General features: G+C 56.1%; 25 protein-coding genes. 10 read left to right on the plus strand and 15 right to left on the minus strand.

Features of this window, described 5'->3' with window-relative positions; all coding sequences use genetic code 11:
• The first annotated feature begins 104 nt into the window (after window positions 1–104).
• The 4 genes from nirB (at window position 105) to E3U32_RS06410 (ending at window position 4,794) form a co-directional block, all read left to right on the plus strand.
• Window positions 105–2,648 (plus strand): nitrite reductase large subunit NirB, encoded by a 2,544-nt coding sequence (gene nirB / locus E3U32_RS06395; RefSeq protein WP_134348102.1) that lies wholly within the window; start codon window positions 105–107, stop codon window positions 2,646–2,648.
• Complete coding sequence (gene nirD / locus E3U32_RS06400; RefSeq protein ID WP_134348103.1) at window positions 2,645–2,971, plus strand: nitrite reductase small subunit NirD; 327 nt, start codon at window positions 2,645–2,647, stop codon at window positions 2,969–2,971. The genes nirB and nirD overlap by 4 nt, the downstream gene beginning before the upstream one ends.
• 135 nt (window positions 2,972–3,106) lie before the next feature.
• Window positions 3,107–4,480, plus strand: coding sequence for a siroheme synthase CysG (gene cysG, locus E3U32_RS06405; RefSeq protein ID WP_134348104.1), 1,374 nt, complete (start codon window positions 3,107–3,109; stop codon window positions 4,478–4,480).
• 143 nt (window positions 4,481–4,623) lie between these two features.
• Window positions 4,624–4,794 (plus strand): YhfL family protein, encoded by a 171-nt coding sequence (locus E3U32_RS06410; RefSeq protein ID WP_008503029.1) that lies wholly within the window; start codon window positions 4,624–4,626, stop codon window positions 4,792–4,794.
• A gap of 147 nt (window positions 4,795–4,941) precedes the next feature.
• Here the strand turns inward: E3U32_RS06410 and trpS are convergent, their stop codons facing one another.
• The 12 genes from trpS to E3U32_RS06475 all read right to left on the minus strand — a co-directional run bounded on the left by trpS (window position 4,942) and on the right by E3U32_RS06475 (window position 14,918).
• Window positions 4,942–5,946 (minus strand): tryptophan--tRNA ligase, encoded by a 1,005-nt coding sequence (gene trpS, locus E3U32_RS06415; protein ID WP_023333696.1) that lies wholly within the window; start codon window positions 5,944–5,946, stop codon window positions 4,942–4,944.
• Window positions 5,939–6,700 (minus strand): phosphoglycolate phosphatase, encoded by a 762-nt coding sequence (gene gph / locus E3U32_RS06420; RefSeq protein ID WP_134348105.1) that lies wholly within the window; start codon window positions 6,698–6,700, stop codon window positions 5,939–5,941. The genes trpS and gph overlap by 8 nt, the downstream gene beginning before the upstream one ends.
• Complete coding sequence (gene rpe / locus E3U32_RS06425) at window positions 6,693–7,370, minus strand: ribulose-phosphate 3-epimerase (protein WP_024907923.1); 678 nt, start codon at window positions 7,368–7,370, stop codon at window positions 6,693–6,695. The genes gph and rpe overlap by 8 nt, the downstream gene beginning before the upstream one ends.
• 41 nt (window positions 7,371–7,411) lie before the next feature.
• Window positions 7,412–8,224: an adenine-specific DNA-methyltransferase gene (gene dam / locus E3U32_RS06430; protein ID WP_134348106.1), complete on the minus strand. Its 813-nt coding sequence runs from the start codon at window positions 8,222–8,224 to the stop codon at window positions 7,412–7,414.
• A 67-nt stretch (window positions 8,225–8,291) separates the two neighbouring features.
• Window positions 8,292–9,608, minus strand: a complete 1,317-nt coding sequence (gene damX, locus E3U32_RS06435; protein WP_134348107.1) for a cell division protein DamX — start codon at window positions 9,606–9,608, stop codon at window positions 8,292–8,294.
• 92 nt (window positions 9,609–9,700) lie between these two features.
• Complete coding sequence (gene aroB / locus E3U32_RS06440; RefSeq protein WP_134348108.1) at window positions 9,701–10,789, minus strand: 3-dehydroquinate synthase; 1,089 nt, start codon at window positions 10,787–10,789, stop codon at window positions 9,701–9,703.
• Window positions 10,790–10,845: 56 nt separating this feature from the next.
• Window positions 10,846–11,367 (minus strand): shikimate kinase AroK, encoded by a 522-nt coding sequence (aroK, locus tag E3U32_RS06445; protein WP_003861630.1) that lies wholly within the window; start codon window positions 11,365–11,367, stop codon window positions 10,846–10,848.
• Between the two features lie 286 nt (window positions 11,368–11,653).
• Window positions 11,654–12,877: a DNA uptake porin HofQ gene (gene hofQ, locus E3U32_RS06455; RefSeq protein WP_407057621.1), complete on the minus strand. Its 1,224-nt coding sequence runs from the start codon at window positions 12,875–12,877 to the stop codon at window positions 11,654–11,656.
• Complete coding sequence (locus E3U32_RS06460; protein WP_134348111.1) at window positions 12,804–13,208, minus strand: HofP DNA utilization family protein; 405 nt, start codon at window positions 13,206–13,208, stop codon at window positions 12,804–12,806. Before E3U32_RS06460 ends, hofQ begins: the two co-directional genes overlap by 74 nt.
• Window positions 13,198–13,653 carry a HofO gene (locus E3U32_RS23630; protein ID WP_166790911.1) on the minus strand — a complete coding sequence of 152 codons (456 nt, stop codon included), beginning with the start codon at window positions 13,651–13,653 and terminating at the stop codon, window positions 13,198–13,200. Before E3U32_RS23630 ends, E3U32_RS06460 begins: the two co-directional genes overlap by 11 nt.
• A 3-nt stretch (window positions 13,654–13,656) precedes the next feature.
• Window positions 13,657–14,145 carry a PilN domain-containing protein gene (locus tag E3U32_RS06470; RefSeq protein WP_134348112.1) on the minus strand — a complete coding sequence of 163 codons (489 nt, stop codon included), beginning with the start codon at window positions 14,143–14,145 and terminating at the stop codon, window positions 13,657–13,659.
• The gene (locus E3U32_RS06475) at window positions 14,142–14,918 is read right to left on the minus strand and encodes a DNA utilization protein HofM (protein ID WP_134348113.1); all 777 of its coding nucleotides are present in this window, start codon (window positions 14,916–14,918) and stop codon (window positions 14,142–14,144) included. The genes E3U32_RS06470 and E3U32_RS06475 overlap by 4 nt, the downstream gene beginning before the upstream one ends.
• Before the next feature lie 120 nt (window positions 14,919–15,038).
• Between E3U32_RS06475 and mrcA the strand changes: the two genes are divergently transcribed.
• Window positions 15,039–17,591: a peptidoglycan glycosyltransferase/peptidoglycan DD-transpeptidase MrcA gene (gene mrcA / locus E3U32_RS06480; protein ID WP_166790912.1), complete on the plus strand. Its 2,553-nt coding sequence runs from the start codon at window positions 15,039–15,041 to the stop codon at window positions 17,589–17,591.
• Between the two features lie 79 nt (window positions 17,592–17,670).
• Here the strand turns inward: mrcA and nudE are convergent, their stop codons facing one another.
• On the minus strand, window positions 17,671–18,231 hold the full coding sequence (gene nudE, locus E3U32_RS06485; RefSeq protein ID WP_008503041.1) for an ADP compounds hydrolase NudE: 561 nt from the start codon (window positions 18,229–18,231) through the stop codon (window positions 17,671–17,673).
• 321 nt (window positions 18,232–18,552) lie between these two features.
• On the opposite strand from nudE, the gene E3U32_RS06495 reads away from it, so the two are divergent.
• From E3U32_RS06495 to pckA, 5 genes are all read left to right on the plus strand, one after another.
• Entirely contained in the window at window positions 18,553–20,688 is a 2,136-nt protein-coding gene (locus tag E3U32_RS06495; RefSeq protein WP_134348115.1) for an intracellular growth attenuator family protein, read from the plus strand.
• Window positions 20,689–20,755: 67 nt separating this feature from the next.
• Window positions 20,756–21,439: a GMP/IMP nucleotidase gene (gene yrfG / locus E3U32_RS06500; protein ID WP_134348116.1), complete on the plus strand. Its 684-nt coding sequence runs from the start codon at window positions 20,756–20,758 to the stop codon at window positions 21,437–21,439.
• Entirely contained in the window at window positions 21,436–21,837 is a 402-nt protein-coding gene (gene hslR / locus E3U32_RS06505; RefSeq protein ID WP_134348117.1) for a ribosome-associated heat shock protein Hsp15, read from the plus strand. The genes yrfG and hslR overlap by 4 nt, the downstream gene beginning before the upstream one ends.
• A 24-nt stretch (window positions 21,838–21,861) precedes the next feature.
• Entirely contained in the window at window positions 21,862–22,740 is an 879-nt protein-coding gene (gene hslO / locus E3U32_RS06510; protein ID WP_023309492.1) for an Hsp33 family molecular chaperone HslO, read from the plus strand.
• 364 nt (window positions 22,741–23,104) lie between these two features.
• Window positions 23,105–24,724 (plus strand): phosphoenolpyruvate carboxykinase (ATP), encoded by a 1,620-nt coding sequence (gene pckA, locus E3U32_RS06515; RefSeq protein ID WP_134348118.1) that lies wholly within the window; start codon window positions 23,105–23,107, stop codon window positions 24,722–24,724.
• Between the two features lie 96 nt (window positions 24,725–24,820).
• Here pckA and envZ read toward each other — a convergent pair whose 3' ends face one another.
• Window positions 24,821–26,167: a two-component system sensor histidine kinase EnvZ gene (envZ, locus tag E3U32_RS06520; protein WP_134348119.1), complete on the minus strand. Its 1,347-nt coding sequence runs from the start codon at window positions 26,165–26,167 to the stop codon at window positions 24,821–24,823.
• On the minus strand, window positions 26,164–26,883 hold the full coding sequence (gene ompR / locus E3U32_RS06525; protein ID WP_001157751.1) for an osmolarity response regulator transcription factor OmpR: 720 nt from the start codon (window positions 26,881–26,883) through the stop codon (window positions 26,164–26,166). Before ompR ends, envZ begins: the two co-directional genes overlap by 4 nt.
• Window positions 26,884–26,917 lie beyond the last annotated feature (34 nt).

Raw genomic sequence — 26,917 nt, forward strand, 5'->3', positions numbered from 1 at the left:
ATATACCACCTAAGGAGTAGGCGAAGACGTATTTGATTTGCATCAATAAGCGCCCCTGCTGAATCGTTAAGGTAGGCAGTAATAGAAAAGAAATCGAGGCAATAATGAGCAAAGTCAGACTCGCTATCATCGGTAACGGCATGGTCGGCCACCGCTTTATTGAGGATCTTCTCGATAAAGCCGATGCTGAGCAGTTCGATATTACCGTGTTCTGTGAAGAACCCCGCAAGGCGTACGACCGTGTGCACTTGTCTTCCTACTTCTCCCATCATACCGCCGAAGAGCTCTCTCTGGTGCGTGAAGGTTTCTACGAGAAGCATGGCGTAAAAGTGCTGGTGGGCGAACGCGCTATCACCATCAACCGTCAGGAAAAAGTGATCCACTCCAGCGCTGGCCGTACGGTTTTTTACGACAAGCTGATCATGGCGACGGGCTCCTATCCGTGGATCCCACCGATTAAAGGCTCGGACACTCAGGATTGCTTCGTCTACCGTACCATTGAAGATCTCAACGCTATCGAATCCTGCGCCCGTCGCAGCAAGCGCGGCGCGGTGGTTGGCGGCGGCCTGCTGGGCCTGGAAGCGGCTGGCGCACTGAAAAACCTCGGCGTTGAAACCCACGTCATCGAATTTGCCCCAATGCTGATGGCCGAACAGCTGGACCACATGGGTGGTGACCAGCTGCGCCGTAAAATCGAAAGCATGGGCGTGAAGGTTCACACCAGCAAGAACACCAAAGAGATCGTGCAGGAAGGGACTGAAGCGCGTAAAACCATGCGCTTCGCCGACGGCAGCGAGCTGGAAGTGGACTTTATCGTCTTCTCCACCGGGATCCGCCCACGCGACAAGCTGGCGACCCAGTGCGGTCTGGCCGTCGCTCAGCGCGGCGGGATCATGATCAACGACACCTGCCAGACCTCAGATCCGGATATCTACGCTATCGGCGAATGCGCCAGCTGGAACAACCGCGTGTATGGTCTGGTGGCGCCGGGTTACAAAATGGCGCAGGTCGCCGTGGACCATATCCTTGGCACTGAAAACGCCTTCGAAGGCGCGGACCTGAGCGCCAAGCTGAAGCTGCTGGGCGTGGACGTTGGCGGTATTGGCGATGCGCATGGCCGCACGCCTGGCGCTCGCAGCTACGTTTATCTCGACGAAAGCAAAGAAGTGTATAAGCGCCTGATCGTCAGCCAGGATAATAAGACCCTGCTTGGGGCGGTGCTGGTGGGCGACACCAGCGATTACGGTAACCTGCTGCAGCTGGTGCTGAACGCCATCGAACTGCCGGAAAACCCGGACGCGCTTATCCTGCCGGCGCACGCGTCCAGCGGTAAGCCCTCTATCGGCGTGGATAAACTGCCGGACAGCGCGCAGATTTGCTCCTGCTTCGACGTCACCAAAGGCATGCTGATTTCAGCCATCAACAAAGGCTGCCACACCGTTGCGGCGCTGAAAGCGGAAACCAAAGCCGGTACCGGCTGCGGCGGCTGTATTCCTCTGGTTACTCAGGTGCTGAACGCCGAGCTGGCGAAACAGGGCATCGAAGTGAATAACAACCTGTGCGAGCACTTTGCGTACTCTCGCCAGGAGCTTTACCACCTGATCCGCGTGGAAGGGATTAAGTCCTTCGATGAACTGCTGGCAAAACACGGCCAGGGCTACGGCTGCGAAGTGTGTAAACCGACCGTCGGTTCACTGCTGGCCTCCTGCTGGAACGAATACGTGCTCAAACCCGAGCATACGCCGCTGCAGGACACTAACGACAACTTCCTGGCAAACATTCAGAAAGACGGCACCTACTCCGTTATTCCACGCTCTGCCGGCGGCGAAATTACGCCGGAAGGACTGGTTGCGGTGGGCCGTATCGCACGTGAATTTAACCTGTACACCAAAATCACCGGCTCCCAGCGCATCGGCCTGTTTGGCGCGCAGAAAGACGATCTGCCTGAAATCTGGCGTCAGCTGATTGAAGCCGGCTTCGAAACCGGCCACGCATACGCCAAAGCGCTGCGTATGGCGAAAACCTGCGTGGGCAGCACCTGGTGCCGCTACGGCGTCGGCGACAGCGTGGGCTTCGGCGTGGAGCTGGAAAACCGCTACAAAGGCATCCGTACGCCGCACAAAATGAAGTTCGGCGTTTCCGGATGTACCCGTGAATGTGCGGAAGCACAGGGTAAAGACGTGGGGATTATCGCCACCGAAAAAGGCTGGAACCTGTACGTCTGCGGCAACGGCGGGATGAAACCACGCCATGCGGACCTGCTGGCGGCGGATCTGGATCGCGATACGCTGATTCAGTATCTCGACCGCTTCATGATGTTCTACATCCGTACCGCCGATAAGTTAACCCGTACCGCCTCCTGGCTGGATAACCTGGAAGGTGGCATCGACTACCTGAAATCGGTCATCATCGACGACAAGCTGGGCCTGAACGAACATCTGGAAGCCGAGATGGCGCGCCTGCGCGAGGCGGTGATTTGCGAGTGGACTGAAACCGTTAATACCCCGGCGGCACAAACTCGCTTCAAACACTTTATCAACAGCACCCAGCGCGACCCGAACGTACAGGTTGTGCCGGAGCGTGAACAGCATCGTCCAGCAACGCCGTATGAACGTATTCCGGTCACGCTGGTGGAGGAAAACGCATGAGCCAGTGGATAAACATTTGCGATATTAACGACATTATCCCCGCAACCGGCGTGTGCGCGCTGCTGGGCAGCGAGCAGGTTGCGATTTTCCGCCCTCGCCACGATGAACAGGTCTTTGCCATCAGCAACATCGACCCGTTCTTCGAGGCCAGCGTGCTCTCCCGTGGACTGATTGCCGAGCATCAGGGTGAACTGTGGGTTGCCAGCCCGCTGAAAAAGCAGCGCTTCAGCTTAACTGACGGACGCTGCATGGAAGATGAAAATGTCTCCGTGAAGCACTACGACGCCCGCGTGAAGGACGGCAAGGTGCAGCTGAAAGGCTAATCCCCCGCCTTTTCAATACTAAAAGCTTATGACCCCTTATGGGTAACGGCAGGAAAAACCGTATGTTCTGTACGATTCCTGCTGTTATCCTGACGTCAATTATTACCCCCTCCATGAATGCTGCGAGGTAACGTCGTGGATCACCTGCCGATTTTTTGTCAATTACGCAACCGCGACTGCCTACTCGTGGGCGGCGGCGACGTGGCTGAACGCAAAGCGCGCCTGCTGTTAGAGGCTGGCGCCCGACTCACCGTCAACGCCCTCGACTTCGCCCCACAGTTTGACGTCTGGGCGCAGGAAGGGATGCTTACGCTGGAACAGGGGGAGTTTAATGAATCCCTGCTGGATACCTGCTGGCTGACCATTGCCGCGACGGATGACGATGTAGTGAACCAGCGCGTCAGCGATGCCTGCGAAACGCGCCGGATCTTCTGTAACGTGGTGGATGCACCGAAAGAAGCCAGCTTTATCATGCCGTCGATTATCGACCGTTCACCGCTGATGATCGCGGTGTCGTCCGGTGGTCGTTCGCCCGTTCTGGCGCGCCTGCTGCGGGAAAAGCTGGAGGCCGTGCTGCCCCAGCATCTTGGTCAGATAGCCCATTACGCCGGGCAGCTTCGTACCCGCGTGAAGCAAACTTTCTCCACCGTGGGCGAGCGTCGCCGCTTCTGGGAAAAATTCTTCGTGAACGACAGGCTGGCGCAGTCGCTGGCGAATCAGGACAGTAAAGCGATTGAAGAGACAACGGCGCAGTTACTCTCTGAACCGCTGGATCATCGCGGCGAAGTGGTGCTGGTGGGCGCAGGCCCTGGCGATGCGGGCTTGCTGACCCTGAAAGGTCTACAGCAGATCCAGCAGGCGGATATTGTGGTTTACGATCGTCTGGTCTCTGATGACATCATGAACCTGGTACGCCGTGATGCCGACCGCGTCTTCGTCGGCAAACGTGCGGGCTACCACTGCGTACCGCAGGAAGAGATTAACCAGATCCTGCTGCGCGAGGCGCAAAAGGGAAAACGCGTGGTGCGCCTGAAAGGGGGCGATCCGTTTATCTTTGGTCGCGGGGGCGAAGAGCTGGAAACCCTGTGTAACGCGGGTATTCCCTTCTCCGTGGTGCCAGGGATTACGGCGGCATCCGGCTGCTCAGCTTACTCTGGCATTCCACTGACCCACCGGGATTACGCCCAGAGCGTGCGTCTGGTGACGGGCCACCTGAAGACCGGCAGCGAGCTGGACTGGCATAACCTGGCAGCCGAAAAGCAGACGCTGGTGTTCTACATGGGGCTGAATCAGGCTGCCACGATCCAGGCGAAGCTGCTGGAGCACGGCATGGCGGCAGATATGCCCGTCGCGCTGATCGAAAACGGTACCGCCATTACGCAGCGCGTGGTGGATGGGGTACTGACACAGTTAGGCGAACTGGCACAGCAGGTCGAAAGCCCGGCGCTGATTGTGGTTGGCCGTGTGGTTGAACTGCGCGATAAACTCAACTGGTTCTCGAATCACTAACGCATACTCTTCCTTTCCGGAGTAGTCCTTAAGCGGACTACTCCCCTCTTACCGCTGTCGTTAACATACCGCCCCGAAGTGGAAATTTTCCCTTTATTCCCTTGAGTTACATCCAATTTTCGTTTTTAAGACAAGGAATGCGTATGTTTAAACTGGCAAAAGCCGCCGTTCTGGTCGGCCTGTTATCCACTCTGACGGCCTGCACCGGTCACGTACAGAACACCAAAAATAACTGCAGCTACGACTACCTGCTGCACCCGGCGATCTCCATCTCGAAGATAATCGGTGGTTGCGGCCCGGCGGCGCAGCAGTAAGCGATTTTCAGGCGTAAAAAAACCGGGGCTTTCCCGGTTTTTTTAGTTTTGGAGAGGGTGGCTTTTAGTCGGGTGGCGGCTCCGCCTTACCCGACCTACACGATCCCGTAGGCCGGGTAAGCGTCAGCGCCACCCGGCAAAGCAGGCTTAAGGTTTACCCACAAACCCAATCGCTTCGTACACCGCTTTCAGGGTTTCGGACGCGCGCGCGCTGGCTTTTTCCGCGCCCTCTTTCATCACTTTCTGCAGGAAGGCTTCGTCGTTACGATAGCGGTTGTAGCGCTCCTGCAGCTCGGTCAGCATGCCGGAAACGGCATCTGCCACTTCACCTTTCAGGTGGCCGTACATCTTCCCTTCGAAGTGCTGCTCCAGCTCAGGAATGCTCTGTCCGGTAACACCGGAGAGAATATCCAGCAGGTTGGAGACGCCCGCTTTGTTCTGCACGTCGTAGCGCACCACAGGCGGCTCGTCGGAGTCAGTCACTGCGCGCTTGAGCTTTTTAACCACCGATTTCGGGTCTTCCAGCAGACCGATAACGTTGTTGCGGTTATCGTCAGACTTGGACATCTTCTTGGTCGGCTCCAGCAGCGACATCACGCGCGCACCGGATTTTGGAATAAACGGCTCTGGCACTTTAAACACATCACCGTAAATCGCGTTGAAGCGCTGGGCAATATCGCGGCTCAGCTCCAGATGCTGCTTCTGGTCTTCACCCACCGGCACCTGGTTAGTCTGGTACAGCAGGATGTCCGCCGCCATCAGAACCGGATAGTCAAACAGACCGGCGTTGATGTTTTCAGAGTAGCGAGCGGATTTATCCTTGAACTGGGTCATGCGGCTCAGTTCACCGAAATAGGTGTAGCAGTTCAGCGCCCAGCCCAGCTGTGCATGCTCTGGCACATGGGACTGAACAAAAATGGTGCTCTTCTCAGGATCGATCCCACAGGCCAGATACAGGGCGAGGGTGTCCAGCGTGGCTTTACGCAGCTTCTCAGGATCCTGACGGGCGGTAATCGCATGGAGATCGACGATGCAGTAAATGCAATGGTAGTCATCCTGCATGCTGACCCACTGACGTAACGCACCCATGTAGTTACCAATGGTCAATTCACCTGAAGGCTGTGCGCCACTAAAAACGATGGGCTTAGTCATTATTCAATTCCTGATGTTCACTGTGCGAAAGCCCGAGTGCGGGCAACAAATCTTTGAAGTGGTCGAACACAACATCCGGCTCACTTAGCGTGATGGCCTCACCGTAGTTGTAGCCATAGGTTAATCCGACGGAAGGACACCCAGCCGCTCGGGCAGCCAGAATATCATTGCGCGAATCACCGACAAAGAGCAGCTCCGCAGGTGTTAAGGATAATTTTCCTGCCACCAGCAGCAGCGGTTCCGGATGCGGCTTTTTGTTTTGCACATCGTCGCCGCCCACAATCACGGAGAAGTACTTCGCGATATCCAGCGCTTCAAGCAGCGGTGCAACAAACGGCGTCGGTTTGTTGGTCACCAGCCCCAGCGGAATACCTTTCGCGTGCAGCGTGCTCAGCGTCTCCAGGACGTCCGGGAAGAGGAAACTGCCCTCCTCGACGGTCTCTTCATAGAAACGATCGAACAGTTTACGCAGAATGCGCTGCTGCTCTTCCTGCGGGATATCGGCACCATCGACGCTCGGTTTACCCTGGGCGGAACGCTGTGACGCTCGCTCATGACGCGCCCACGTCAACGCGCGCTCCATCAGGACATCGGCGCCGTTGCCAATCCACGTGACGACACGTTCTTCGCCCGCAACGGGGAGTTCAAGGGCATACAGTGCCTGGTCGACGGCACTCGTTAAGCCCGGCGCACTGTCAACCAGCGTGCCGTCGAGGTCGAATGCCACACCCCGAATTGCCTGCAATTTATCCATGACTTACCTTCGCCAGCTCACGGCGCATTTCATCAATGACTTTTTTGTAATCTGGTTGGTCGAAAATCGCCGAACCTGCAACGAACATATCCGCGCCCGCTGCCGCAATTTCACCAATGTTATTCACTTTCACACCGCCGTCCACTTCCAGACGAATATCGTAACCTGACTCATCAATACGACGGCGTACTTCACGCAGCTTATCCAGCGTGTGAGGAATGAACGACTGACCGCCAAAGCCGGGGTTAACGGACATCAGCAGAATCACGTCCAGCTTGTCCATGACATAGTCGAGATAGCTCAGCGGCGTTGCCGGGTTAAACACCAGACCCGCCTTGCAGCCGTTCTCTTTGATCAGCTGCAGGGTACGATCCACATGTTCAGAAGCTTCCGGATGGAAGGTGATGATGCTGGCGCCCGCCGCGGCGAAATCTGGCACGATACGATCGACAGGTTTAACCATCAGATGGACGTCAATCGGGGCGGTAATGCCGTAGTTGCGCAGCGCCTTAAGCACCATTGGACCAATGGTCAGATTGGGGACGTAGTGGTTATCCATAACGTCGAAATGGACGACATCAGCGCCAGCCGCGAGAGCTTTAGCGGTGTCTTCACCCAGGCGGGCAAAATCGGCCGACAGAATTGAGGGAGCAATCAAAAACTGTTTCATCCGCATCTCCTTGAAATGTGTTTACCGGCGGGCAAAACGGCTCAGGGGCGATAAAGAGCCAGAAGTTCGTCCACCTTTTTACGTGTGCCGCCGTTGCTGCTAATGCTACGCCGCACTTTAACCTGAAAATGCTTCGCGGCTTTGTACCATTCGCGCGTATCAGGGGTATCGTGATTTGAAATTAACACCGGAATTCTTTTGCTGACCAGCTTTTCCGCCATCTCCGCCAGACGGGCCTGTTCGGCCGGGCTGAAGCTGTTGGTGTGATAGGCGGTGAAATTCGCCGTCGCAGACAGCGGCGCGTAAGGGGGGTCACAGTAAACCACCGAGTTTACGCCTGCCAGTTCCATACACTCTTCATAGGAGAGGCAGTGAAACTCGGCATGCTGTGCTTTTTCGGCAAAGTGATACAGCTCGTCATGTGGGAAATACGGGCGTTTATAGCGGCCAAAAGGCACGTTAAATTCCCCACGAAGATTATAACGGCACAGGCCGTTGTAACCATGTCGGTTGAGATAGAGGAACAGCAGCGCCCTGCGGAACGGATCCTGGCTCTGGTTAAACTCCGCACGGAACTGGTAGTAAACGTCCGGGTTATTGTTCTCAGACGTAAACAGTTTACGCGCCTCTGCGACATACTCATCGGTGCGATGTTTAACGATGTTATAGAGGCTGATAAGGTCGCTGTTGATATCCGCCAGGATATAACGAGAAAAATCGGTGTTCAGAAACACCGATCCCGCACCCACGAAAGGCTCGATAAGACACTCGCCTTTCGGCAGGTGTTTTTTAATATCATCGAGCAGGGGGTATTTCCCCCCTGCCCATTTCAGAAAAGCGCGATTTTTTTTCATGCTGACTAACTGATTACACCTTCTCCGGCTGTGGAGAAAGCTCCGACAGCATCCTGCGCTTTAAACATTACTTCAGATCGGCCTGAACCTGATGAATAGGTTTAGCCCATGGGTTTTTTGCCTGAACATCAGCAGGCAGCGCCGCCACGGCACGCTTTGCTTCATCTTTGGAAGAATACACACCGCTAACCAGCACATACCACGGCTGACCGTTACGGGTCGTCTGATAAACAACATAGTTTTTCAGATTTGATTTCTTCGCCCAGCTGTTGAGGTTGTCATAGTTAGACGAACTGCTCAGCTGCAGCGTGTAGTTGCTGGATGGCGCAGCCTTCAGCGAACCGACGTTACCTGCAGTTTTACCTGCCGCGCTGTTGGACGCTGTTGCCGTCGCAGCAGGGGCGGTTGCTGCAGGCGCAGCTGTGGCAGTTGGTGCCGTGGTGGTCGCCGTTGCTTTCGGCGCAGTCTGCGTGACTGGCGCTTTAGCAGGCTCGCTCACCGCAGCCGTTTCAGTGTGTTTCGGCTGTGCCGGTACGGCTTTCACTTCAGGCGCTTTTACCACTGCCTGAGGTTTGGTTTCACGCTTAAGCTCGATCACCGCCTGCTTACGTTCAGGACGTGTCGCAGTCTGCGTCTGGCGCGGTTTGGTTTCCGTCGCGGCCGCTTGCGGCTGAGCGCTACCACCGCGAATCGGGGCAACGGTTGCAGGTTCAGTTGGCAGCGTAGAATTAACCACGACGTTATCAACCTGCTGCTGGTTCTGCGGCTGCGTCAGCGCATTGTTCAGGTCTCCCTGAACTTCTACGCGCTGCTGGCCTTCAGGCGTAGCAGGTGCCTGGCCCTGAGCAGGGGTAGAAGAAACGGGCGGCAGAGAAACATCCTGCGGCGTTGTTGTGTTACCAGCGGTCTGCTCAGCGGAGGTGGTACCCGGTGCAGGCTGTGCGCCATTCGCCTGATTGGACGCATCGTTACCGGAAAGGTTAATGCTCTTCTCAGCGGAAGCGGTTTGCTCGGTTGAGTTCGTTGACGGTGCTTTTAGCGCGGAGCCAATGCCGACAATCAGCAGCACAAGCACCAAAACGCCAAGGCCCATCATGATGTACTGGCGGGAAGCCGGTTTTGGCGCAGCGGCTTTTTTACGTTTACGCGGGCGACGCTCTACAGGCTGTTCGTCCATTGAATCTTCTTCGGACTCATAATCCTCTTCTTCTCGCTCATCGTGCGCGTTGCGGCTGCGCGAAGGGCGACGATCGTCTGCATCCAGATCAACATCGTCAAAGTTGATCTGCGGCTCGTTATCACGTTCTGAAGATTGACGAGAACGACCAGTACGACGATCGCTGGGATCGGGTTTCAGCTCGTCTTCTGGTTTGAATTCATCCATTTAACACCCCACTCAAAGGCTTATGCCAACGACTTTGCATTTCACCTGAAGCTAAACGACCACCTGCAACAGTGGCCTGACCTTTCTAGTTGTTACGCCTGCTGACAATCAGCGATAGCGCCAAGAACGACATCGTGCGGCACTCCGCCGCGCACTTCACTCTTCCCTATTGCAAGCGGGAGTACAAGACGCATCTCACCTGCCAATACTTTTTTATCGCGCATCATGTGGGGTAAATACGCTTGCGCCGACATCTCCTGCGGCCCGGTCACCGGCAAACCTGCACGCTCAAGCAGCGCAATGATGCGTGCCGTCTCTTCCGGTTTGAACTGCCCAAGACGTTCAGAGGTGCGGGCAGCCATTACCATTCCAGCCGCGACGGCTTCGCCGTGCAGCCAGTTACCGTAACCCATTTCGGCTTCAATCGCGTGACCAAACGTATGCCCAAGATTCAGTAAAGCACGTAAGCCCGTTTCACGCTCGTCTGCTGCGACAACTTCTGCTTTAAGCTCACAACAACGACGAATGCAGTATGCCAGTTTAGCCTCATCAAGACGCAACAACGCATCCATATTCTCTTCAAGCCAGTTAAAGAACTCGCCATCCAGAATAATGCCGTATTTGATCACTTCCGCCAGACCAGAAGCCAGCTCGCGCTTCGGCAGGGTTTTCAGACAGTCGAGATCCACCACCACCGATGCGGGCTGGTAGAACGCGCCAATCATGTTTTTACCGAGCGGATGGTTGACTGCCGTCTTGCCACCCACAGAGGAGTCGACCTGAGACAGTAACGTGGTCGGGATTTGAATAAAGCGGACGCCACGTTGATAGCTTGCGGCCGCAAAGCCGGTCAGATCGCCCACAACACCGCCGCCCAGGGCAAGCAGTGTTGTATCGCGACCGTGCGGTTTTTGCAGCAATGCGGTAAAGACGGTATCCAGTACCGTCAGGCTTTTATACTGCTCGCCATCGGGGAGAATCACACTGTCGACTTTAACGCCCGCCTGCTCAAGCAGGTGGCGTACACGGTCGAGATAAAGCGGAGCCAGCGTCTCATTGGTGACCAGCATCGCCTGATCACCCGCTTTCAGTGGTAAAAAGGGAGCTGGATCGTTAAACAAACCAGCCGCGATGGTGATCGGGTAACTACGTTCCCCGAGAGTAACTGTAATCCTCTCCATGACGCGACATCCACCTTTAATGCTTTACCCGCAGGCGAGTGTATATTAAGCCAGAATCAGTTGCTTTCCAGCATATGAATAATCTGGTTTGCAACCACTTTAGCGCTCTGATCGTCAGTACGAATGGTCACATCGGCAATCTCTTCATACAGCGGATTGCGTTCATCGGCCAACGCTTCCAGAACTTCGCGTGGTGGCGTTTCAACCTGCAGCAGCGGGCGCTTTTTATCGCGCTGCGTACGTGCCAGCTGTTTCTCAATGGTCGTCTCAAGATAGACCACTACGCCACGGGCGGAGAGACGGTTGCGGGTTTCGCGAGATTTCACAGAACCGCCGCCTGTTGCCAGAACGATGCCCTGTTTTTCCGTGAGTTCGTTGATCACTTTTTCTTCTCGGTCACGGAAACCTTCTTCGCCTTCTACGTCGAAAACCCAGCCCACATCAGCTCCGGTTCGTTTCTCAATCTCTTGATCAGAATCGTAAAATTCCATATTGAGTTGTTGAGCTAACTGACGCCCAATAGTGCTTTTGCCGGCACCCATAGGCCCAACCAGAAAGATATTGCGTTTCTCTGCCATTTTATCGGTACTACTAAGACTATTCGTTAATGGTAATCCCCGCTTCGCAGACACCCAGCGTAGCAGGACATGAACTGAAACCTCATATGCAATAGAGCGAGAGTCAGACTAAAAATTATCTCAATACTCCGGCTTGTTTGGCAACTGATTAAATTACCACGCCGGGCGCATAAGGTAATAAGACGTAAGTCCAACTCAAATCGGTACTCCTTGTATGCTAATTCATGCCCCACGTCAAACATCTGCAACAAACTGAATGCAAAATCATTGCGGGGATCGTCACCCATCAGTGAATACCGACCAGGCGTGGTGTGATAAACACGACTAACTCACGTCGTTCGTTGTCTTTCCCATCATGGCGAAAAAGCGCCCCAATCCAGGGGATGCTACCCAGCCCGGGCACGCTGTCACTGCCGGTTTTGTTCTTCTGCGAAAAAATTCCGCCCAACGCCAGCGTTTCTCCACTTTTTACCTCAACCTGCGTTTCTATCTCCTGTTTGTCGATAGCCAGCGTTTCGCCGTCAGCCTGCTGCAGGACCTGTCCTGGCATATTTTCGCTGATGTGTAATTTCAGGCGCACGCGTCCCCCCGGCAACACCACCGGTGTCACCTCCATCCCCAATACCGCCTCTTTGAACTCAACGGAGGTTGCGCCGCTATCACCGCTTGAGACCTGATACGGGATTTCACTGCCCTGCTTGATACTGGCCGGTTGCATATGCGAGGCCAGCAGTCGCGGGCTGGCGATGATGTCGACCTGCTGCTTTTGCTCCAGCGCAGACAGCTCCAGATCCAACAGCCGACCGTTGATTCGCCCGATATTAAAACCCACGTGGCTGGTGGCGTTGGCCACAGAAAGATCGCTGCCAAGCGTCGTGAGCTGACCGACCCTGCCCGCGTCAGTGGCGTCGGCGAGATTCCACTTCACCCCCAGCTCGCGCAGGCTTTTTTCCGTCATGGTCACGATGTGCGCCGCCAGCTCTACCTGCTCGACGGGAATATCCATCTGAGCGGCCCAGCGCTGGAGCGTCTCCACCACCGTCTGGTTATCCCGAATCAGCAGGCGGTTGGTACGTTTGTCGACGGATAAACTCCCCTTTGGGCTCAGGAGTTTTTCTGCGGCTTTTTGCAGCTCTCCAGCATCGGCATAGGAAAAAGAGATGCTCTGTGAGACCAGCGGTGCATCAAGCTGGCGACGCGTCCGCTCCTGTTCAGAACGTTCCTGCTGTTCACGCTGCCACGCCGCGGTATGCACATAAAAAATACCCCCCTCCTCTCGCAAAACGAGTCCGGCGCTGGAGACAACAGTCTGTAACGCTTGCCGCCAGGGAACCCGCGTCAGGTTGAGAGAAAGCGTGCCGCTGACATCAGGCGATACCACCAGATTACGGCTCTCCTGCGCGACCAACGCCTGCAGGACCTGAACCACAGGGACATTATCCACCACCAGCGTGACCGGCTTTGGTGCGGCGGCCCACAGCGGTTGGCTGAACGCCAGCAGCAACAGCATTATCCGTAAATTCATTCTTATCCGTTCCTTCTCGTTGCCACGTCCATTGGACGGGCTCACAGGTATCACCCACATCAACAACCAGCTCAGATTCATTGATGGCTGTTATCTGCCAGCCCGCCGGGAAGCGTTCGTTCGCTTTCAGCCGGTGCCAGCGCTTTTGCCCATCCTGTAAGATGCCGATAGCCTGGCGTCCTCCCACCATGCCGCGATAATGCCACTGCGCCAGTTCGCCAATGGCGCAAGGATCGTCCGGCGGGCGAAACGGATCGCGCATACCGGTCAAGAGCAACACTGAGCACACCAGCAAATATCGCGCGCTATTTCGCATGATTCAGCTCCAGCCGCAGGCGTAACACCTTACCTTGTGGCGAAATAGCGAAAGCCGCGACCTGCACATCCCGCTGTGCCAGCCGGGAAAAAAGCCCCGGGATCGCTGGCCACTCAACCTCCAGCGCCAGTTCGCCTCCGTTCGTCAAAGGCTTCCAGTGAACCAGCGTCGTGTCACCATCCTGAAAATCAAGCGGGGAAAACGGCGTCAACACACGTACTTGCTCAGTTTTCGGGCGAGACGGCATCTGACTCACGGCAGGCCATAACGCTGCGTTTGCCCTTACGCCCTGGATCAGCTGGCTTTGTCGTTCACCACACTGTCTGTCTACCGGTCTTAGCAAGGTGCCCCACATAGCCAGTCCTGTCAGGAGGCTTCCCAGACACCAGAAAAGTGCCCGATGCCAGCAACGACACTCACACCAGCGTTCAAACAAGGTATTCACGCGTTATCCCTCGCTTTTGAGATGAAAGGTGAACACCCAGCGCCCCTGGCTGTCTTGCCGAAGCTCATCCGCCGTCCCGGGTGTAAAACCGGCAATTTGTCCAAGCGCATCACGCAGGGCAGCCAGGGCCGGCAGGGTTGTGGCATACCCGGTCAACATCAGCGCAGGCGGCTGATAGCGCAGTTCTGTCAGCCAGACCTGTGCAGGAATGGCGCTGGAAAGTGACTCCAGCACCGGTTGCCACAGGCGTTGTTGACGCGCAGGCATCTGCGTTTGTGCACCGAGTCTCTGACGAGAAGCCAGCACGTGCTGCACGGACTGCATTCCCGCCAGATCGGTTTGCAGGGCGTGCAGCCGCATGAGATAGGTCATCCGCAGGCAAAAAACGACCATGAGCATCACCAGCGCCGTACCGACAAACATCGCCCCCCAGAAGCGCAGGCATCGCGCGCGCCGCTGCTGTCGCCACGGTAGAAAGTTCGTGATGTTCATTCGGGCACCTGACTCATAGCCAGCGCCAGCGCAACGGTATAATCAGCGCCACATTCCGGTAATGGAGCATGGCGGCGCTCCAGGGTTTCCCATGGGTCACGCCGGCTATCAAACAGCGCGATGTCATCCGGACCCAGTGCCAGCAGCGCCGACAGCTCAGCTGCGTTTTCTGCTTCTGCGACAACTCGGCGCCCCCACTGGTGGCGCATCGCCCATAGCCACTGCCGATCGTCCCGCCAGGCGACGCACTGCGCCGGCGCGACGGCAGGAAGAAGATTCTTCAGTGCACTGGCGTCAGGGGTAATGGTCACCAGCCGCAAACGCAGCGTGTTCGCCAGCGCCAGAAGGGTTTCGATCTCATTGTTTTGTGCCGCAGTGACGTGAAAGGTGTTGCTGAAAGTATCCTGCGCGTAATCAAAACAGAGCGTATCTGCAGGCACCTCCAGTTCGCGAGAGAGCGTCGCGCCAAGCCACGAGAGCTGCTCGCTGTCGCGCAGCGCAATGGCCGGGCGGGGAAGCGACCGTTGCAGGGTGCGCGCTGCCGGGAAAGAGAGAAACACCCGGTGGAAGTGCGGCAACGTTTTCCGCCAGTCACGTAACGCATCAACCAGCTGTTCTGGCCGACAAATCTTGCCGTCACGAATGATGCCTTCGGCCAGAGGAATTGCCCACCAGCGGCGCAAGCACCAGCCCGAACTCTCCCGAACCAGCGCGACGATCAGCACCCTATCCTGTTGAATATGAACGCCGGTTTGCCATGTTTTGAAAGCCATGCTTCACGATCTCCTTATCGCCCGTCGACCTGACGGCTATATCAATGCATCAGGCTTGCCTTTATACTACCGCGCGATTGTTTAGAAACTGCCCAAGTGAAACCAAATGGGAAATCTCCGGTGAAGTTCGTAAAGTATTTATTCATCCTTGCAGTCTGTTGCATTCTGCTGGGAGCAGGCTCGATTTACGGTTTATACAAATATATTGAGCCACAGCTACCTGATGTCGCCACGCTTCGCGATGTGCGCCTCCAGATCCCGATGCAGGTCTATAGCGCCGATGGCGAGCTGATGGCGCAGTATGGCGAGAAGCGTCGTATCCCGCTGACCTTAAACCAAATTCCACCTGTTATGGTGAAAGCCTTTATCGCCACTGAGGACAGCCGTTTTTACGAGCACCACGGTGTCGATCCGGTGGGGATTTTCCGTGCCGCGAGCATTGCGCTGTTCTCTGGTCATGCCTCCCAGGGGGCGAGTACCATTACGCAGCAGCTGGCGCGTAACTTCTTCCTCAGCCCTGAAAAGACGCTGACTCGTAAGATCAAAGAGGTGTTCCTTGCGATCCGTATTGAGCAGTTGCTGAGCAAAGACGAGATCCTTGAGCTGTACCTCAATAAAATCTACCTGGGCTATCGTGCCTATGGCGTGGGGGCTGCGGCGCAGGTGTACTTCGGTAAGCCTGTTGAGCAGCTCACCTTAAGCGAAATGGCAACCATCGCCGGTCTGCCGAAAGCGCCGTCCACGTTTAACCCGCTCTACTCGCTCAATCGCGCCACCGCGCGTCGTAACGTCGTCCTGTCACGCATGCTGAGCGAAGGCTACATCAGCCAGAGCGAGTACGACCAGGCGCGCAACGATGTCATTGACGCCAACTACCATGCCCCTGAGATTGCCTTCTCAGCCCCTTATCTGACCGAAATGGTTCGCCAGGAGATGGTGAACCGCTATGGCGATAAGGCCTATGAAGATGGCTACCGCGTTTACACCACCGTCACCCGCAAGGTGCAGCAGGCGGCTCAGGAAGCGGTGCGCAACAACGTGATGGACTACGATATGCGTCACGGCTATCGCGGCCCGTCAAACGTGCTTTGGAAAGTGGGCGAAAGCGCGTGGGATAGCAAAAAAATCACCGGTACGCTGAAGGCGCTGCCAACCTATGGTCCGCTCCTTCCTGCCGTGGTGACGCAGGCCGATCCTCAGGAAGCCGTTGCGACGCTCGCGGACGGTACCTCCGTCTCCCTGCGTATGGACGGTATCCGCTGGGCGCGTCCGTACCGCTCGGATACGCTGCAAGGTCCAACACCGCGTAAAGTGACCGATGCGGTACAAACCGGGCAGCAAATCTGGGTGCGCAAGGTAGGCGAAGCGTGGTGGCTGGCACAGGTGCCGGACGTCAACTCGGCGCTGGTTTCTATCAATCCACAGAACGGCGCAGTACTGGCTCTGGTCGGTGGATTCGATTTCAACCAGAGCAAATTTAACCGCGCCACCCAGGCGCTGCGTCAGGTCGGTTCCAATATCAAACCGTTCCTCTACACGGCGGCGATGGATAAGGGATTGACCCTTGCCAGCATCCTTAACGACGTGCCAATTTCCCGCTGGGATGCCGGTGCCGGTTCCGACTGGCAGCCGAAGAACTCCCCTGCAGAATATGCTGGCCCTATTCGTCTTCGTCAGGGCCTGGGACAGTCGAAAAACGTGGTGATGGTGCGGGCCATGCGCGCGATGGGCGTCGACTATGCCGCAGAGTATCTGCAACGCTTCGGTTTCCCGGCGCAGAACATCGTTCGCACCGAATCGCTGGCGTTAGGCTCAGCCTCCTTTACGCCGCTTCAGGTCGCGCGTGGATACTCGGTGATGGCCAACGGCGGCTTCCTGATTGACCCGTACTTCATCAGCAAGATCGAGAACGATCAGGCCGGCGTGCTGTTCGAGGCGAAGCCGAAAATTGCCTGTCCTGACTGCGATATTCCGGTCATTTATGGCAATACGCCGAAATCCGACGTGCTTGAAAACAAGGACATGGAAGACGTCGCCGTATCTCAGGAGCAGCCGAATACCGTCGTGCCACAGCCGCAGCTGGAGCAGGCTAACCAGTCGCTGGTGGCGCAGACCGGCGTGCCGGAGTATGCCCCACATGTGATCAACACGCCGCTGTCGTTCCTGATTAAGAGCGCGCTGAACACCAACATCTTCGGTGAACCAGGCTGGCAGGGTACCGGCTGGCGCGCAGGACGTGATTTGCAGCGCCATGATATCGGCGGTAAAACGGGGACAACCAACAGTTCGAAAGACGCGTGGTTCTCCGGTTACGGTCCGGGCGTGGTAACGTCAGTGTGGATCGGTTTCGACGATCATCGCCGTGATTTAGGTCGTACAACGGCGTCTGGCGCGATTAAAGATCAGATTTCCGGCTACGAAGGCGGAGCGAAAAGTGCGCAACCGGCCTGGGATGCCTACATGAAATCCGTTCTTGAAGGCGTGCCGGAGCAGCCGCTAACACCGCCGCCAGGCGTGGTGACGGTCAATATCGACCGCAGCACGGGTCAGCTCGCCAACGGCGGTAATAGCCGCGAAGAGTATTTCATCGAGGGCACGCAGCCGACCACACAGGCGGTGCATGAGGTGGGTACAGAGATTATTGATAACGGCGAAACGCACGAGCTGTTCTAAGCATAAAAATGCCCGGTAAAAACCGGGCAAAGAATTGTAGGCCGGGTCAGGCGAAGCCGCCACCCGGCTTTTTTATGGCCTACAGTCGCCCTTGTCCCTTCAGCCACTCCCGTACCAGGAACAGCGCGCTCACGTTGCGAGCTTCATTAAAGTCAGGGTCTTCCAGCAGATCCATCAGATGCGCTAACGGCCAGCGAACCTGCGGCAGCGGCTCCGGCTCATCTCCTTCCAGCGATTCAGGGTAGAGATCTTCAGCCACCACAATATTCATTTTGCTGGAAAAATAGGACGGTGCCATGCTCAGTTTTTTCAGGAACGAAAGCTCATTCGCACCAAAACCCACCTCTTCTTTCAGCTCGCGGTTTGCTGCTTCAAAGACGGTTTCACCCGGGTCGATAAGTCCTTTCGAGAACCCAAGCTCGTAAGATTCCGTTCCCACAGCGTATTCGCGGATCAAAATCAGATGATCGTCGACAATCGGAACAATCATCACCGCTTCGCGCGAAGAGGGGCGCATACGTTCATAAACGCGACGCACACCGTTGCTGAACTCCAGGTCCACACTTTCGACATTAAACAGGCGCGATTTGGCGACAGTTTCAACATTCAGAATGGTGGGTTTTTGTAGTGGTTTGCTCATCGTGATGGGTCTTAGCAGTGAGAACTGGCGTTATTGTGCGATATGCCGCACGGTTTCGGCAATGTCAATCGTTCTTTATTTACATTTATGCAACGTAGCAGGGATCAATCCTCAATTCAAAACAAATGTCAAGAGGTTGAAATGTTTCCAGGAATTTGCTGATATCGCGCCATAACAGGCTTTGCTATCATCACCGGTCACTGGGATGCGCTTCAGAATGCTCAAGTTCGACTCCATACTTGCCGATAGCCAACCACAGACTCTCATTCAATGTAAAGGTGCTACTGACTACACCTGTAAGATAAGTAAGATGGGGAAAGCATGAGCACCATTTTGATTGTTCTCGCTGCTATGCTGGCCGGCGCATTGGTTGCAGGGTGGATGTACAGGCGTCGCGTACAGCGCCGTTACCGTCTGCCCTTTTTAAATGCATTTGCGGGTGCGACCACGCGTAAACTCACGCAAGATGAGCGTGATGCGGTTGAAAACTATCTCGAAATTCTGAACCGTTCTCAGTTAACCCCTGGGCCGACGGGAGCCACCGCTGCGCCTGTCGCGCTAAAGCTTAATGCGCAAAGTGATACCGTACTCTGCGTAACGCGCTCCATCACGCGCTACGGCATCACCACCGACGACCCCAACAAATGGCGCTATTACCTTGATTCCGTCGAAGTGCATCTGCCTCCGTCATGGGAGCAATACATTAATGACGAAAACAGCGTTGAGCTGATTCACACCGATTCGTTGCCCCTGGTTATCTCGCTTAACAGACACACGCTGAATGAGTACCTTCAGGAAGCTCCGCGTTTTGCGCTTGAGCGCGCAAGTTCGACACAGGCCTCCATTCGTGGTGAAGAGACAGAGCAGATAGAACTGCTGAACATTCGCCAGGAGACGCATGAAGAATACGCCCTGAGCCGCCCGGACGGCATTCGTGAAGCCGTTCTGATCGTCGCCGCCTTCCTGCTCTTTTTTATCTGCCTGCTGACGCCGGATGTGTTCGTCCCCTGGCTGGCCGGTGGTGCAGTGCTGCTGCTGGCAGGCGGGCTTTGGGGACTCTTTGCTCCGCCGGCCAAAACCTCGCTGCGTGAGATCCACTGTCTGCGCGGTACGCCAAAGCGCTGGGGCCTGTTTGGCGAAAACGATCAGGAACATCTCAACAATATCTCGCTCGGTATTATCGACCTTATCTACCCGCGCCACTGGCAACCGTGGATTGCGCAGGACTTAGGTCAGAAAACCGATATTGATATCTACCTTGACCGCCACGTTGTGCGTCAGGGGCGCTTCTTATCCCTGCATGATGAAGTGAAAAACTTCCCCCTTCAGCACTGGCTACGCAGTACGGTCATTGCCGGAGGCGCCGCGCTGGTCTTTATCATGCTGCTGCTTTTCGTGCCGCTGGATATGCCCATCAAATTCACTCTGTCGTGGATCAAGGGGGCGCAAACCATTGAAGCGACCAGCGTCAACAAGCTGGATGAAGCCGGTGTGCGCGTGGGGGACACGCTGCGCCTGAAGGGAACCGGGATGTGCAATATTCACACCCCAGGGGCGTGGAACACGCGCCAGAACTCGCCGTTCATGCCGTTCGATTGCTCGCAAATTATCTGGAACGATGCACCGCCGCTGCCGCTGCCGGAATCCGAAGTGGTCAATAAAGCCACGGCCCTTACCCAGACGGTGAACCGCCAACTGCACCCGAAACCGGACGATGATTCGCGTGTCAGCCCTGCGCTACGGTCAGCCATTCAGAAATCAGGTATGGTCCTGCTGGATGATTTTGGTGACATCGTCCTGAAAACACAGGATCTCTGCTCCTCGCAGGACGAATGCATACGTCTTAAAAACGCGCTGGTAAACCTGGGGAACAGTAAAGACTGGGACTCGCTGGTGAAACGCGCCGAGGCGGGACACCTGGATGGCGTTAACGTGCTGCTGCGCCCGGTTAGCGCTGAATCGCTGGATAACCTGGTCGCCACCTCGACATCGCCGTTCATGATGCGCGAAACCACCCGTGCGGCTCAGGCACTGAACAGCCCGGCACCGGGCGGATTTGTGATTGTCAGCGATGAAGGCAGCGACCTGGTCGATCAGCCTTACCCGCAGGTTGCGCTTTATGACTACCCGGCTCAGGAGCAGTGGAGCCAATTCCAGCGTCTGGCACAAATGCTAATGCAAACGCCGTTCAGCGCCGAAGGGATTGTCACGAGTATTTATACCGACGCCAACGGCACCCGCCATATCGGCCTGCACCGGATGCCGGATAGCGCAGGTTTGTGGCGTTATATCGGCACCTCACTGCTGATGATCGCGATGCTGACCGCCATTTTCTGGAACGGTTTTATGGCTCTGCGCCGCTATCATCGCTCACGCACACGGCTTGCCGAGATCCAGCAATATTACGAAAACTGCCTCAATCCTAAGCTGATCCCCTCCTCTGAGAGCCTGATCTGATAACGTCGTTGCGCGACAAGATGTGCTACCCTGTCGCGCACGTTTCTTCTGGCTGGAGTTCCCCCTTATGCATCTTGATATCGCCTGGCAGGAGGTCGATACCGTTCTGCTGGACATGGACGGCACGCTGCTCGATCTCGCCTTTGATAACTATTTCTGGCAAAAGCTGGTTCCTGAAACCTATAGCGAGCAACAGGGGATCTCCCCGGCAGAAGCGCAGGCATTCATTCGTTCGCAATATAGCGCCGTGCAACATACGCTAAACTGGTACTGTCTTGACTACTGGAGCGAGCGCCTCGGTCTGGATATTTGTGCTATGACCACCGCCCAGGGTCCACGTGCCGTTTTACGCGAGGATACGGTTCCGTTCCTGGATGCGCTGAAAGCGAGCGGTAAGCGCCGCATTTTGCTGACCAACGCGCATCCACATAACCTGGCCGTGAAGCTGGAGCATACGGGGCTTGCGTCGCACCTTGATTTATTACTTTCCACCCACACATTTGGTTATCCGAAAGAGGATCAGCGTTTGTGGCATGCGGTGAAGGAAGAGACGGGTTTGCAGCCAGAACGCACGCTGTTCATTGATGACAGTGAGCCCATTCTGGATTCCGCGGCAACGTTTGGCATTCGCTATTGTCTGGGCGTCACCAATCCTGACTCTGGCCTGGCTGAAAAAAGCTATCTGCGCCATCCGGGACTGAACGACTATCGCCAGATGATCCCCTCACTGACCGTGAAGGAGACGCCATGAAAGAAAAACCCTCAGACGGGGTAAGACTGGATAAATGGCTGTGGGCAGCGCGTTTTTATAAAACACGCGCCCTTGCCCGCGAGATGGTTGACGGCGGAAAAGTGCATTACAACGGCCAGCGCAGCAAACCGAGCAAGCTGGTCGAACTGAATGCCATCTTAACGCTGCGTCAGGGCAACGATGAACGTACGGTAGTGATCAAAGCCATTACCGAACAACGACGGCCTGCAGCAGAAGCCGTACAGCTTTATGAAGAGACGGCGGAAAGCATTGAAAAGCGCGAGAAGACCGCGCTGGCGCGCAAAATGAACGCGCTGACCATGCCCCACCCGGACCGGCGACCGGATAAAAAAGAGCGCCGCGATCTGATGAAATTTAAACACGGTGAGACTGACTAAGCCTCACCTGCACGAGAGACTATTATGGCCCAACACGACCAATTACACCGCTATCTGTTTGAACAATTCGCCGTGCGTGGCGAACTGGTCACCGTATCCGAAACCTGGAAACAGATTCTGGAAAACCACAACTACCCGCTGCCGGTGAAGACCCTGTTGGGCGAACTGCTGGTTGCCACCAGCCTGCTAACGGCGACGCTGAAATTTGCTGGTGATATCACCGTGCAGCTGCAGGGTGACGGGCCGATGACGCTGGCGGTTATCAACGGCAATAACCAGCAGCAAATGCGCGGCGTGGCGCGCGTTCAGGGCGACGTGCCTGAGAATGCAGACCTCAAAACGCTGGTGGGTAATGGCTACCTGGTGATCACCATCTCCCCGGAGGAAGGTGAACGCTATCAGGGCGTGGTGGGTCTGGAAGGCGATACCCTGGCCGCCTGTCTGGAAGATTACTTCATGCGTTCTGAACAGCTGCCAACGCGTCTGTTTATCCGCACCGGTGAAGTGGATGGCCAACCTGCTGCGGGCGGTATGCTGCTGCAGGTACTGCCTGCGCAGGACGCACAGACCAATGATTTCGAGCACCTGGCAACGCTTACCGAAACCATCAAAGCGGAAGAGTTGTTCAACCTGTCGGCGACCGACGTGCTGTGGCGTCTGTATCACGAAGAAGAAGTGACCGTCTACGACCCACAGTCCGTGGAGTTTAAGTGCACCTGCTCACGCGAGCGCTGCGCTGGCGCACTGAAAACCCTGCCAGACGAAGAGATCGACAGCATCATGGCGGAAGACGGCGAAATTGATATGCACTGTGACTACTGCGGTACGCACTACGTGTTCAATTCGATGGATATCGCGGAGATCCGCAACAACGCCTCCCCGGCGGATCCGCAGGTTCACTAATCACCTCTGACCGTTACCCTTATCCCTAACCCTCTCCCTGTGGGAGAGGGTTAGGGAGAGGATGAAACAACGGCCCCAAGCTGAATCGTTTTCACAATGTAACTCTTACGTAATTTTCTTACGTGTATGCGATTACATTCACATTCTTTCCGATAAAATCACCAGCCTTTAACCTTTTCGGAACATTTTCCCCAACCAAAAAGCGATTCCTGCGATAATCCGCCTGCACTGTGACTGGAGTCGCAGCGTTTTCCGTTAGTAAGGGTTTTGTCCAGATGCGTAAATCTATGAGCCCCGTCGCGGTTAACAACCTCAGAAAAACCCTACAATTTCAGGCAGTACATATTGGCTAAGGAGCAGTGATATGCGTGTTACTGGTTTAACCCCGCAAAATCTCAAGGCTTATGGTATTCACGACGTCCAGGAAATCGTCTACAACCCCGACTACGATACGCTGTATCAGGAAGAGCTCAATCCAGCACTGGAAGGATATGAGCGTGGTGTGTTGACAGATCTTGGTGCTATCGCCGTCGATACCGGTATTTTTACCGGTCGTTCGCCGAAAGATAAGTATATCGTCCGAGACGAAACCACCCGCGATACGCTGTGGTGGGCTGACAAGGGCAAAGGGAAGAACGACAACAAACCGCTCTCTCCGGAAACCTGGCAGCACCTGAAAGGGCTCGTCACCCATCAACTTTCCGGCAAGCGTCTGTTCATTGTCGACGCTTTCTGCGGCGCTAACGCCGACACCCGTCTTTCCGTACGCTTTATTACCGAAGTCGCCTGGCAGGCGCATTTCGTGAAAAACATGTTCATTCGCCCAACCGACGAAGAGCTGCAGGATTTCAACCCTGATTTCATCGTGATGAACGGCGCGAAATGCACGAACCCACAGTGGAAAGAGCAGGGTCTGAACTCCGAAAACTTTGTTGCCTTCAACCTGACCGAGCGTATCCAGCTGATCGGCGGTACCTGGTACGGTGGCGAAATGAAGAAAGGGATGTTCTCCGTTATGAACTACCTGCTGCCGCTGCGGGGCATCGCCTCCATGCACTGCTCGGCGAACGTCGGTGAAAAAGGCGATGTGGCGGTGTTCTTTGGTCTTTCCGGCACCGGGAAAACGACGCTGTCTACCGATCCGAAACGTCGTCTGATTGGCGATGACGAACACGGCTGGGATGACGACGGTGTATTCAACTTTGAAGGCGGCTGCTACGCGAAGACCATTCGCCTGTCCGAAGAGGCCGAGCCGGATATCTTCCACGCCATCCGTCGCGATGCGCTGCTGGAAAACGTCACCGTGCGTGCCGACGGCTCCATCGACTTCGACGATGCGTCGAAAACGGAAAACACCCGCGTCTCTTACCCGATCTACCACATCGACAATATCGTCAAGCCGGTGTCAAAAGCGGGCCATGCCACGAAGGTCATTTTCCTGACGGCGGATGCCTTCGGCGTGCTGCCTCCGGTGTCTCGCCTGACCGCCAGCCAGACGCAGTACCACTTCCTCTCCGGTTTCACCGCCAAGCTGGCCGGTACCGAGCGCGGCGTGACGGAGCCAACCCCGACCTTCTCCGCCTGCTTTGGCGCGGCCTTCCTGTCGCTGCACCCGACGCAGTACGCTGAAGTGCTGGTGAAACGCATGCAGGCATCCGGTGCGCAGGCATACCTGGTAAACACCGGCTGGAACGGCACCGGCAAACGTATCTCCATCAAAGATACCCGCGCCATTATCGACGCCATTCTGAATGGTTCTCTGGACGACGCCGAAACCTTCACGCTGCCGATGTTTGACCTGGCCATCCCAACGTCGCTGCCGGGCGTGGATACGCATATCCTCGACCCGCGCAATACGTACGGTTCGCCGGAGCAGTGGCGTGAGAAAGCGGAATCGCTGGCGAAGCTGTTTATTGAAAACTTTGAGAAGTATACCGATACCCCGGCAGGTGAAGCGCTGGTGAGTGCGGGACCGAAGCTGTAGGTAAAAGCAAAAAGGCAACGAAAGTTGCCTTTTTTAATGTTTTCTCCCTCTCCCGGTGGGAGAGGGCCGGGGTGAGGGCATCAGGCCGCACCCCGATTAACTCTCTTTCACCTGTCCCCGCGTGACCGGCACCGGCAACCAGGCGCGAATGCTCAAACCGCCCCGCTCGCTGGTACCAATCTCCAGCAACCCGTTATGGTTATCAACAATACGCTGCACAATTGCCAGGCCCAAGCCTGTACCGCTGGTGCTGCGCGCGCTGTCGCCTCGCACAAACGGCTGGAACAGATGCTTACGCTGCTCCGGCTTAATCCCCGGGCCATCGTCTTCCACCTGGAACCAGGCGCGGTTGAGTTCAGACCCGCTGCTGACCTTAATCCAGCCATTACCGTAGCGCGCCGCGTTGACCACCATGTTAGCCACCGCGCGCTTAATGGAGAGCGGGTGCATGCGCACCTGAATCTCACCCACCTGAAGGTCAGTATCAATTTCACGTTCATAGCCACTTTCCGCGGCCACTACTTCTCCTAACACCGCGTTCAGATCGGCCATCTCCATCGGCATCTCCTGCCCGGTGCGCAGGTAGTCAATAAACTGCTCGATGATGGCGTTACACTCTTCGATGTCCTTGTTAATGGACTCGGCGAGATAACCGTCCTCTTCCCCCATCATCTCCGTCGCCAGACGAATACGCGTTAGCGGCGTACGCAGGTCATGGCTCACCCCCGCCATCAGGAGCGTACGGTCGTCCGCCAGCTGCTTCACGCCGGCCGCCATATGGTTAAACGCACGCGTCACCGAACGGACCTCCGAGGCGCCATACTCACGCAGCGGAGGAGGAATAATTCCTTTACCGACCTGCAGCGCAGCGTGTTCCAGGTCGACCAGCGGTCGGTTCTGTATACGGATAAACAGCCAGGCACCGCCTATCGCCAGCAGCATAATCGCCAGGGTATAGCGGAACAGCGGCGAGAAGTCGCCCTGATGGATTTCGGTCAGCGGGACGCGGACCCAGATATTGGGTGACAGCCAGGTTTTCAGCCAGACAACAGGCGAACTTTTGTTGACCTCAACGCGCACTTCCGTCGGGCCGCCCAGCTGCTGCGCCATCTGCTGGCTGAGGAATTCGTAATGCTGCGCCCAGCGCAGACCCGCATCTTCCGCCGCTTCATTGGAGTAGAGGGAAATGCCCAGCTCACGGTAGATTTCACGGCGAAACGCCGGAGGAACCACTAACTGCGTGCCGTCCTCCAGCTGCAGTTTATCGGTCATCAGCATACGGACTTCGTATGCCAGGACCTTATTAAACTGCTGGAGGCTAGGCAAAATCGCAAAGTTCAGCACGACCAGGTAGGTCGTCACCAGGCTGACAAACAGCAAGGTGACGATCAGTAACAGGGTGCGGGCAAACGAGCTTCGCGGCGAGAAGCGCATTCGCCTCATGCTTTAGAGCCGTCCGGGACAAACACGTAGCCCAGACCCCAAACGGTCTGAATATAACGAGGATGCGCCGGATCTTCTTCCACCATGCGGCGCAGACGGGAGATCTGCACGTCGATGGAACGTTCCATTGCGGAGTATTCGCGACCACGCGCCAGGTTCATCAGCTTGTCACGGGAAAGCGGTTCGCGCGGGTGGCTCACCAGCGCTTTCAGTACCGCGAACTCGCCGCTGGTGAGCGGCATTGGCTCGTCTTCACGGAACATCTCGCGGGTGCCGAGGTTCAGCTTGAACTTACCGAATGCGATAACGGCTTCTTCCTGCGACGGTGCGCCAGGCAGTTCGTTCGCCTGACGACGCAGCACGGCGCGAATACGCGCCAGCAGTTCACGCGGGTTAAACGGTTTTGGAATATAGTCATCCGCGCCGATTTCGAGGCCTACGATACGGTCAACTTCCTCGCCCTTCGCCGTCACCATGATGATCGGCATCGGGTTGCTCTGGCTACGCAGACGGCGACAGATAGAGAGCCCGTCTTCGCCAGGCAGCATCAGGTCGAGAACCATCAGGTGGAAAGATTCACGGGTCAGCAGACGATCCATCTGCTCAGCGTTCGCGACGCTACGAACCTGGAAGCCCTGCTCGGTCAGATAACGTTCCAGCAGCGCACGCAGGCGCATGTCGTCATCCACGACCAGAATTTTGTAGTTCTCTTGCATTGTGTGTACTCCCAAAGGTTCGGATAGTCTAATA

Origin of the sequence: Lelliottia nimipressuralis, assembly GCF_004402045.1 — a bacterium.
GTDB classification, from domain to species: domain Bacteria; phylum Pseudomonadota; class Gammaproteobacteria; order Enterobacterales; family Enterobacteriaceae; genus Enterobacter; species Enterobacter chinensis.

Excerpts from the sequence above, each read along its gene's own strand:
- nirB (WP_134348102.1), top strand. The coding sequence starts at position 105 with ATGAGCAAAGTCAGACTCGCTATCATCGGTAACGGCATGGTCGGCCAC.
- nirD (WP_134348103.1), top strand. The coding sequence starts at position 2,645 with ATGAGCCAGTGGATAAACATTTGCGATATTAACGACATTATCCCCGCA.
- E3U32_RS06410 (WP_008503029.1), top strand. The coding sequence starts at position 4,624 with ATGTTTAAACTGGCAAAAGCCGCCGTTCTGGTCGGCCTGTTATCCACT.
- trpS (WP_023333696.1), bottom strand. The coding sequence starts at position 5,946 with ATGACTAAGCCCATCGTTTTTAGTGGCGCACAGCCTTCAGGTGAATTG.
- gph (WP_134348105.1), bottom strand. The coding sequence starts at position 6,700 with ATGGATAAATTGCAGGCAATTCGGGGTGTGGCATTCGACCTCGACGGC.
- rpe (WP_024907923.1), bottom strand. The coding sequence starts at position 7,370 with ATGAAACAGTTTTTGATTGCTCCCTCAATTCTGTCGGCCGATTTTGCC.
- dam (WP_134348106.1), bottom strand. The coding sequence starts at position 8,224 with ATGAAAAAAAATCGCGCTTTTCTGAAATGGGCAGGGGGGAAATACCCC.
- damX (WP_134348107.1), bottom strand. The coding sequence starts at position 9,608 with ATGGATGAATTCAAACCAGAAGACGAGCTGAAACCCGATCCCAGCGAT.
- aroB (WP_134348108.1), bottom strand. The coding sequence starts at position 10,789 with ATGGAGAGGATTACAGTTACTCTCGGGGAACGTAGTTACCCGATCACC.
- aroK (WP_003861630.1), bottom strand. The coding sequence starts at position 11,367 with ATGGCAGAGAAACGCAATATCTTTCTGGTTGGGCCTATGGGTGCCGGC.
- hofQ (WP_407057621.1), bottom strand. The coding sequence starts at position 12,877 with ATGCTGTTGCTGCTGGCGTTCAGCCAACCGCTGTGGGCCGCCGCACCA.
- E3U32_RS06460 (WP_134348111.1), bottom strand. The coding sequence starts at position 13,208 with ATGCGAAATAGCGCGCGATATTTGCTGGTGTGCTCAGTGTTGCTCTTG.
- E3U32_RS06470 (WP_134348112.1), bottom strand. The coding sequence starts at position 14,145 with ATGAACATCACGAACTTTCTACCGTGGCGACAGCAGCGGCGCGCGCGA.
- E3U32_RS06475 (WP_134348113.1), bottom strand. The coding sequence starts at position 14,918 with ATGGCTTTCAAAACATGGCAAACCGGCGTTCATATTCAACAGGATAGG.
- nudE (WP_008503041.1), bottom strand. The coding sequence starts at position 18,231 with ATGAGCAAACCACTACAAAAACCCACCATTCTGAATGTTGAAACTGTC.
- E3U32_RS06495 (WP_134348115.1), top strand. The coding sequence starts at position 18,553 with ATGAGCACCATTTTGATTGTTCTCGCTGCTATGCTGGCCGGCGCATTG.
- yrfG (WP_134348116.1), top strand. The coding sequence starts at position 20,756 with ATGCATCTTGATATCGCCTGGCAGGAGGTCGATACCGTTCTGCTGGAC.
- hslR (WP_134348117.1), top strand. The coding sequence starts at position 21,436 with ATGAAAGAAAAACCCTCAGACGGGGTAAGACTGGATAAATGGCTGTGG.
- hslO (WP_023309492.1), top strand. The coding sequence starts at position 21,862 with ATGGCCCAACACGACCAATTACACCGCTATCTGTTTGAACAATTCGCC.
- pckA (WP_134348118.1), top strand. The coding sequence starts at position 23,105 with ATGCGTGTTACTGGTTTAACCCCGCAAAATCTCAAGGCTTATGGTATT.
- envZ (WP_134348119.1), bottom strand. The coding sequence starts at position 26,167 with ATGAGGCGAATGCGCTTCTCGCCGCGAAGCTCGTTTGCCCGCACCCTG.
- ompR (WP_001157751.1), bottom strand. The coding sequence starts at position 26,883 with ATGCAAGAGAACTACAAAATTCTGGTCGTGGATGACGACATGCGCCTG.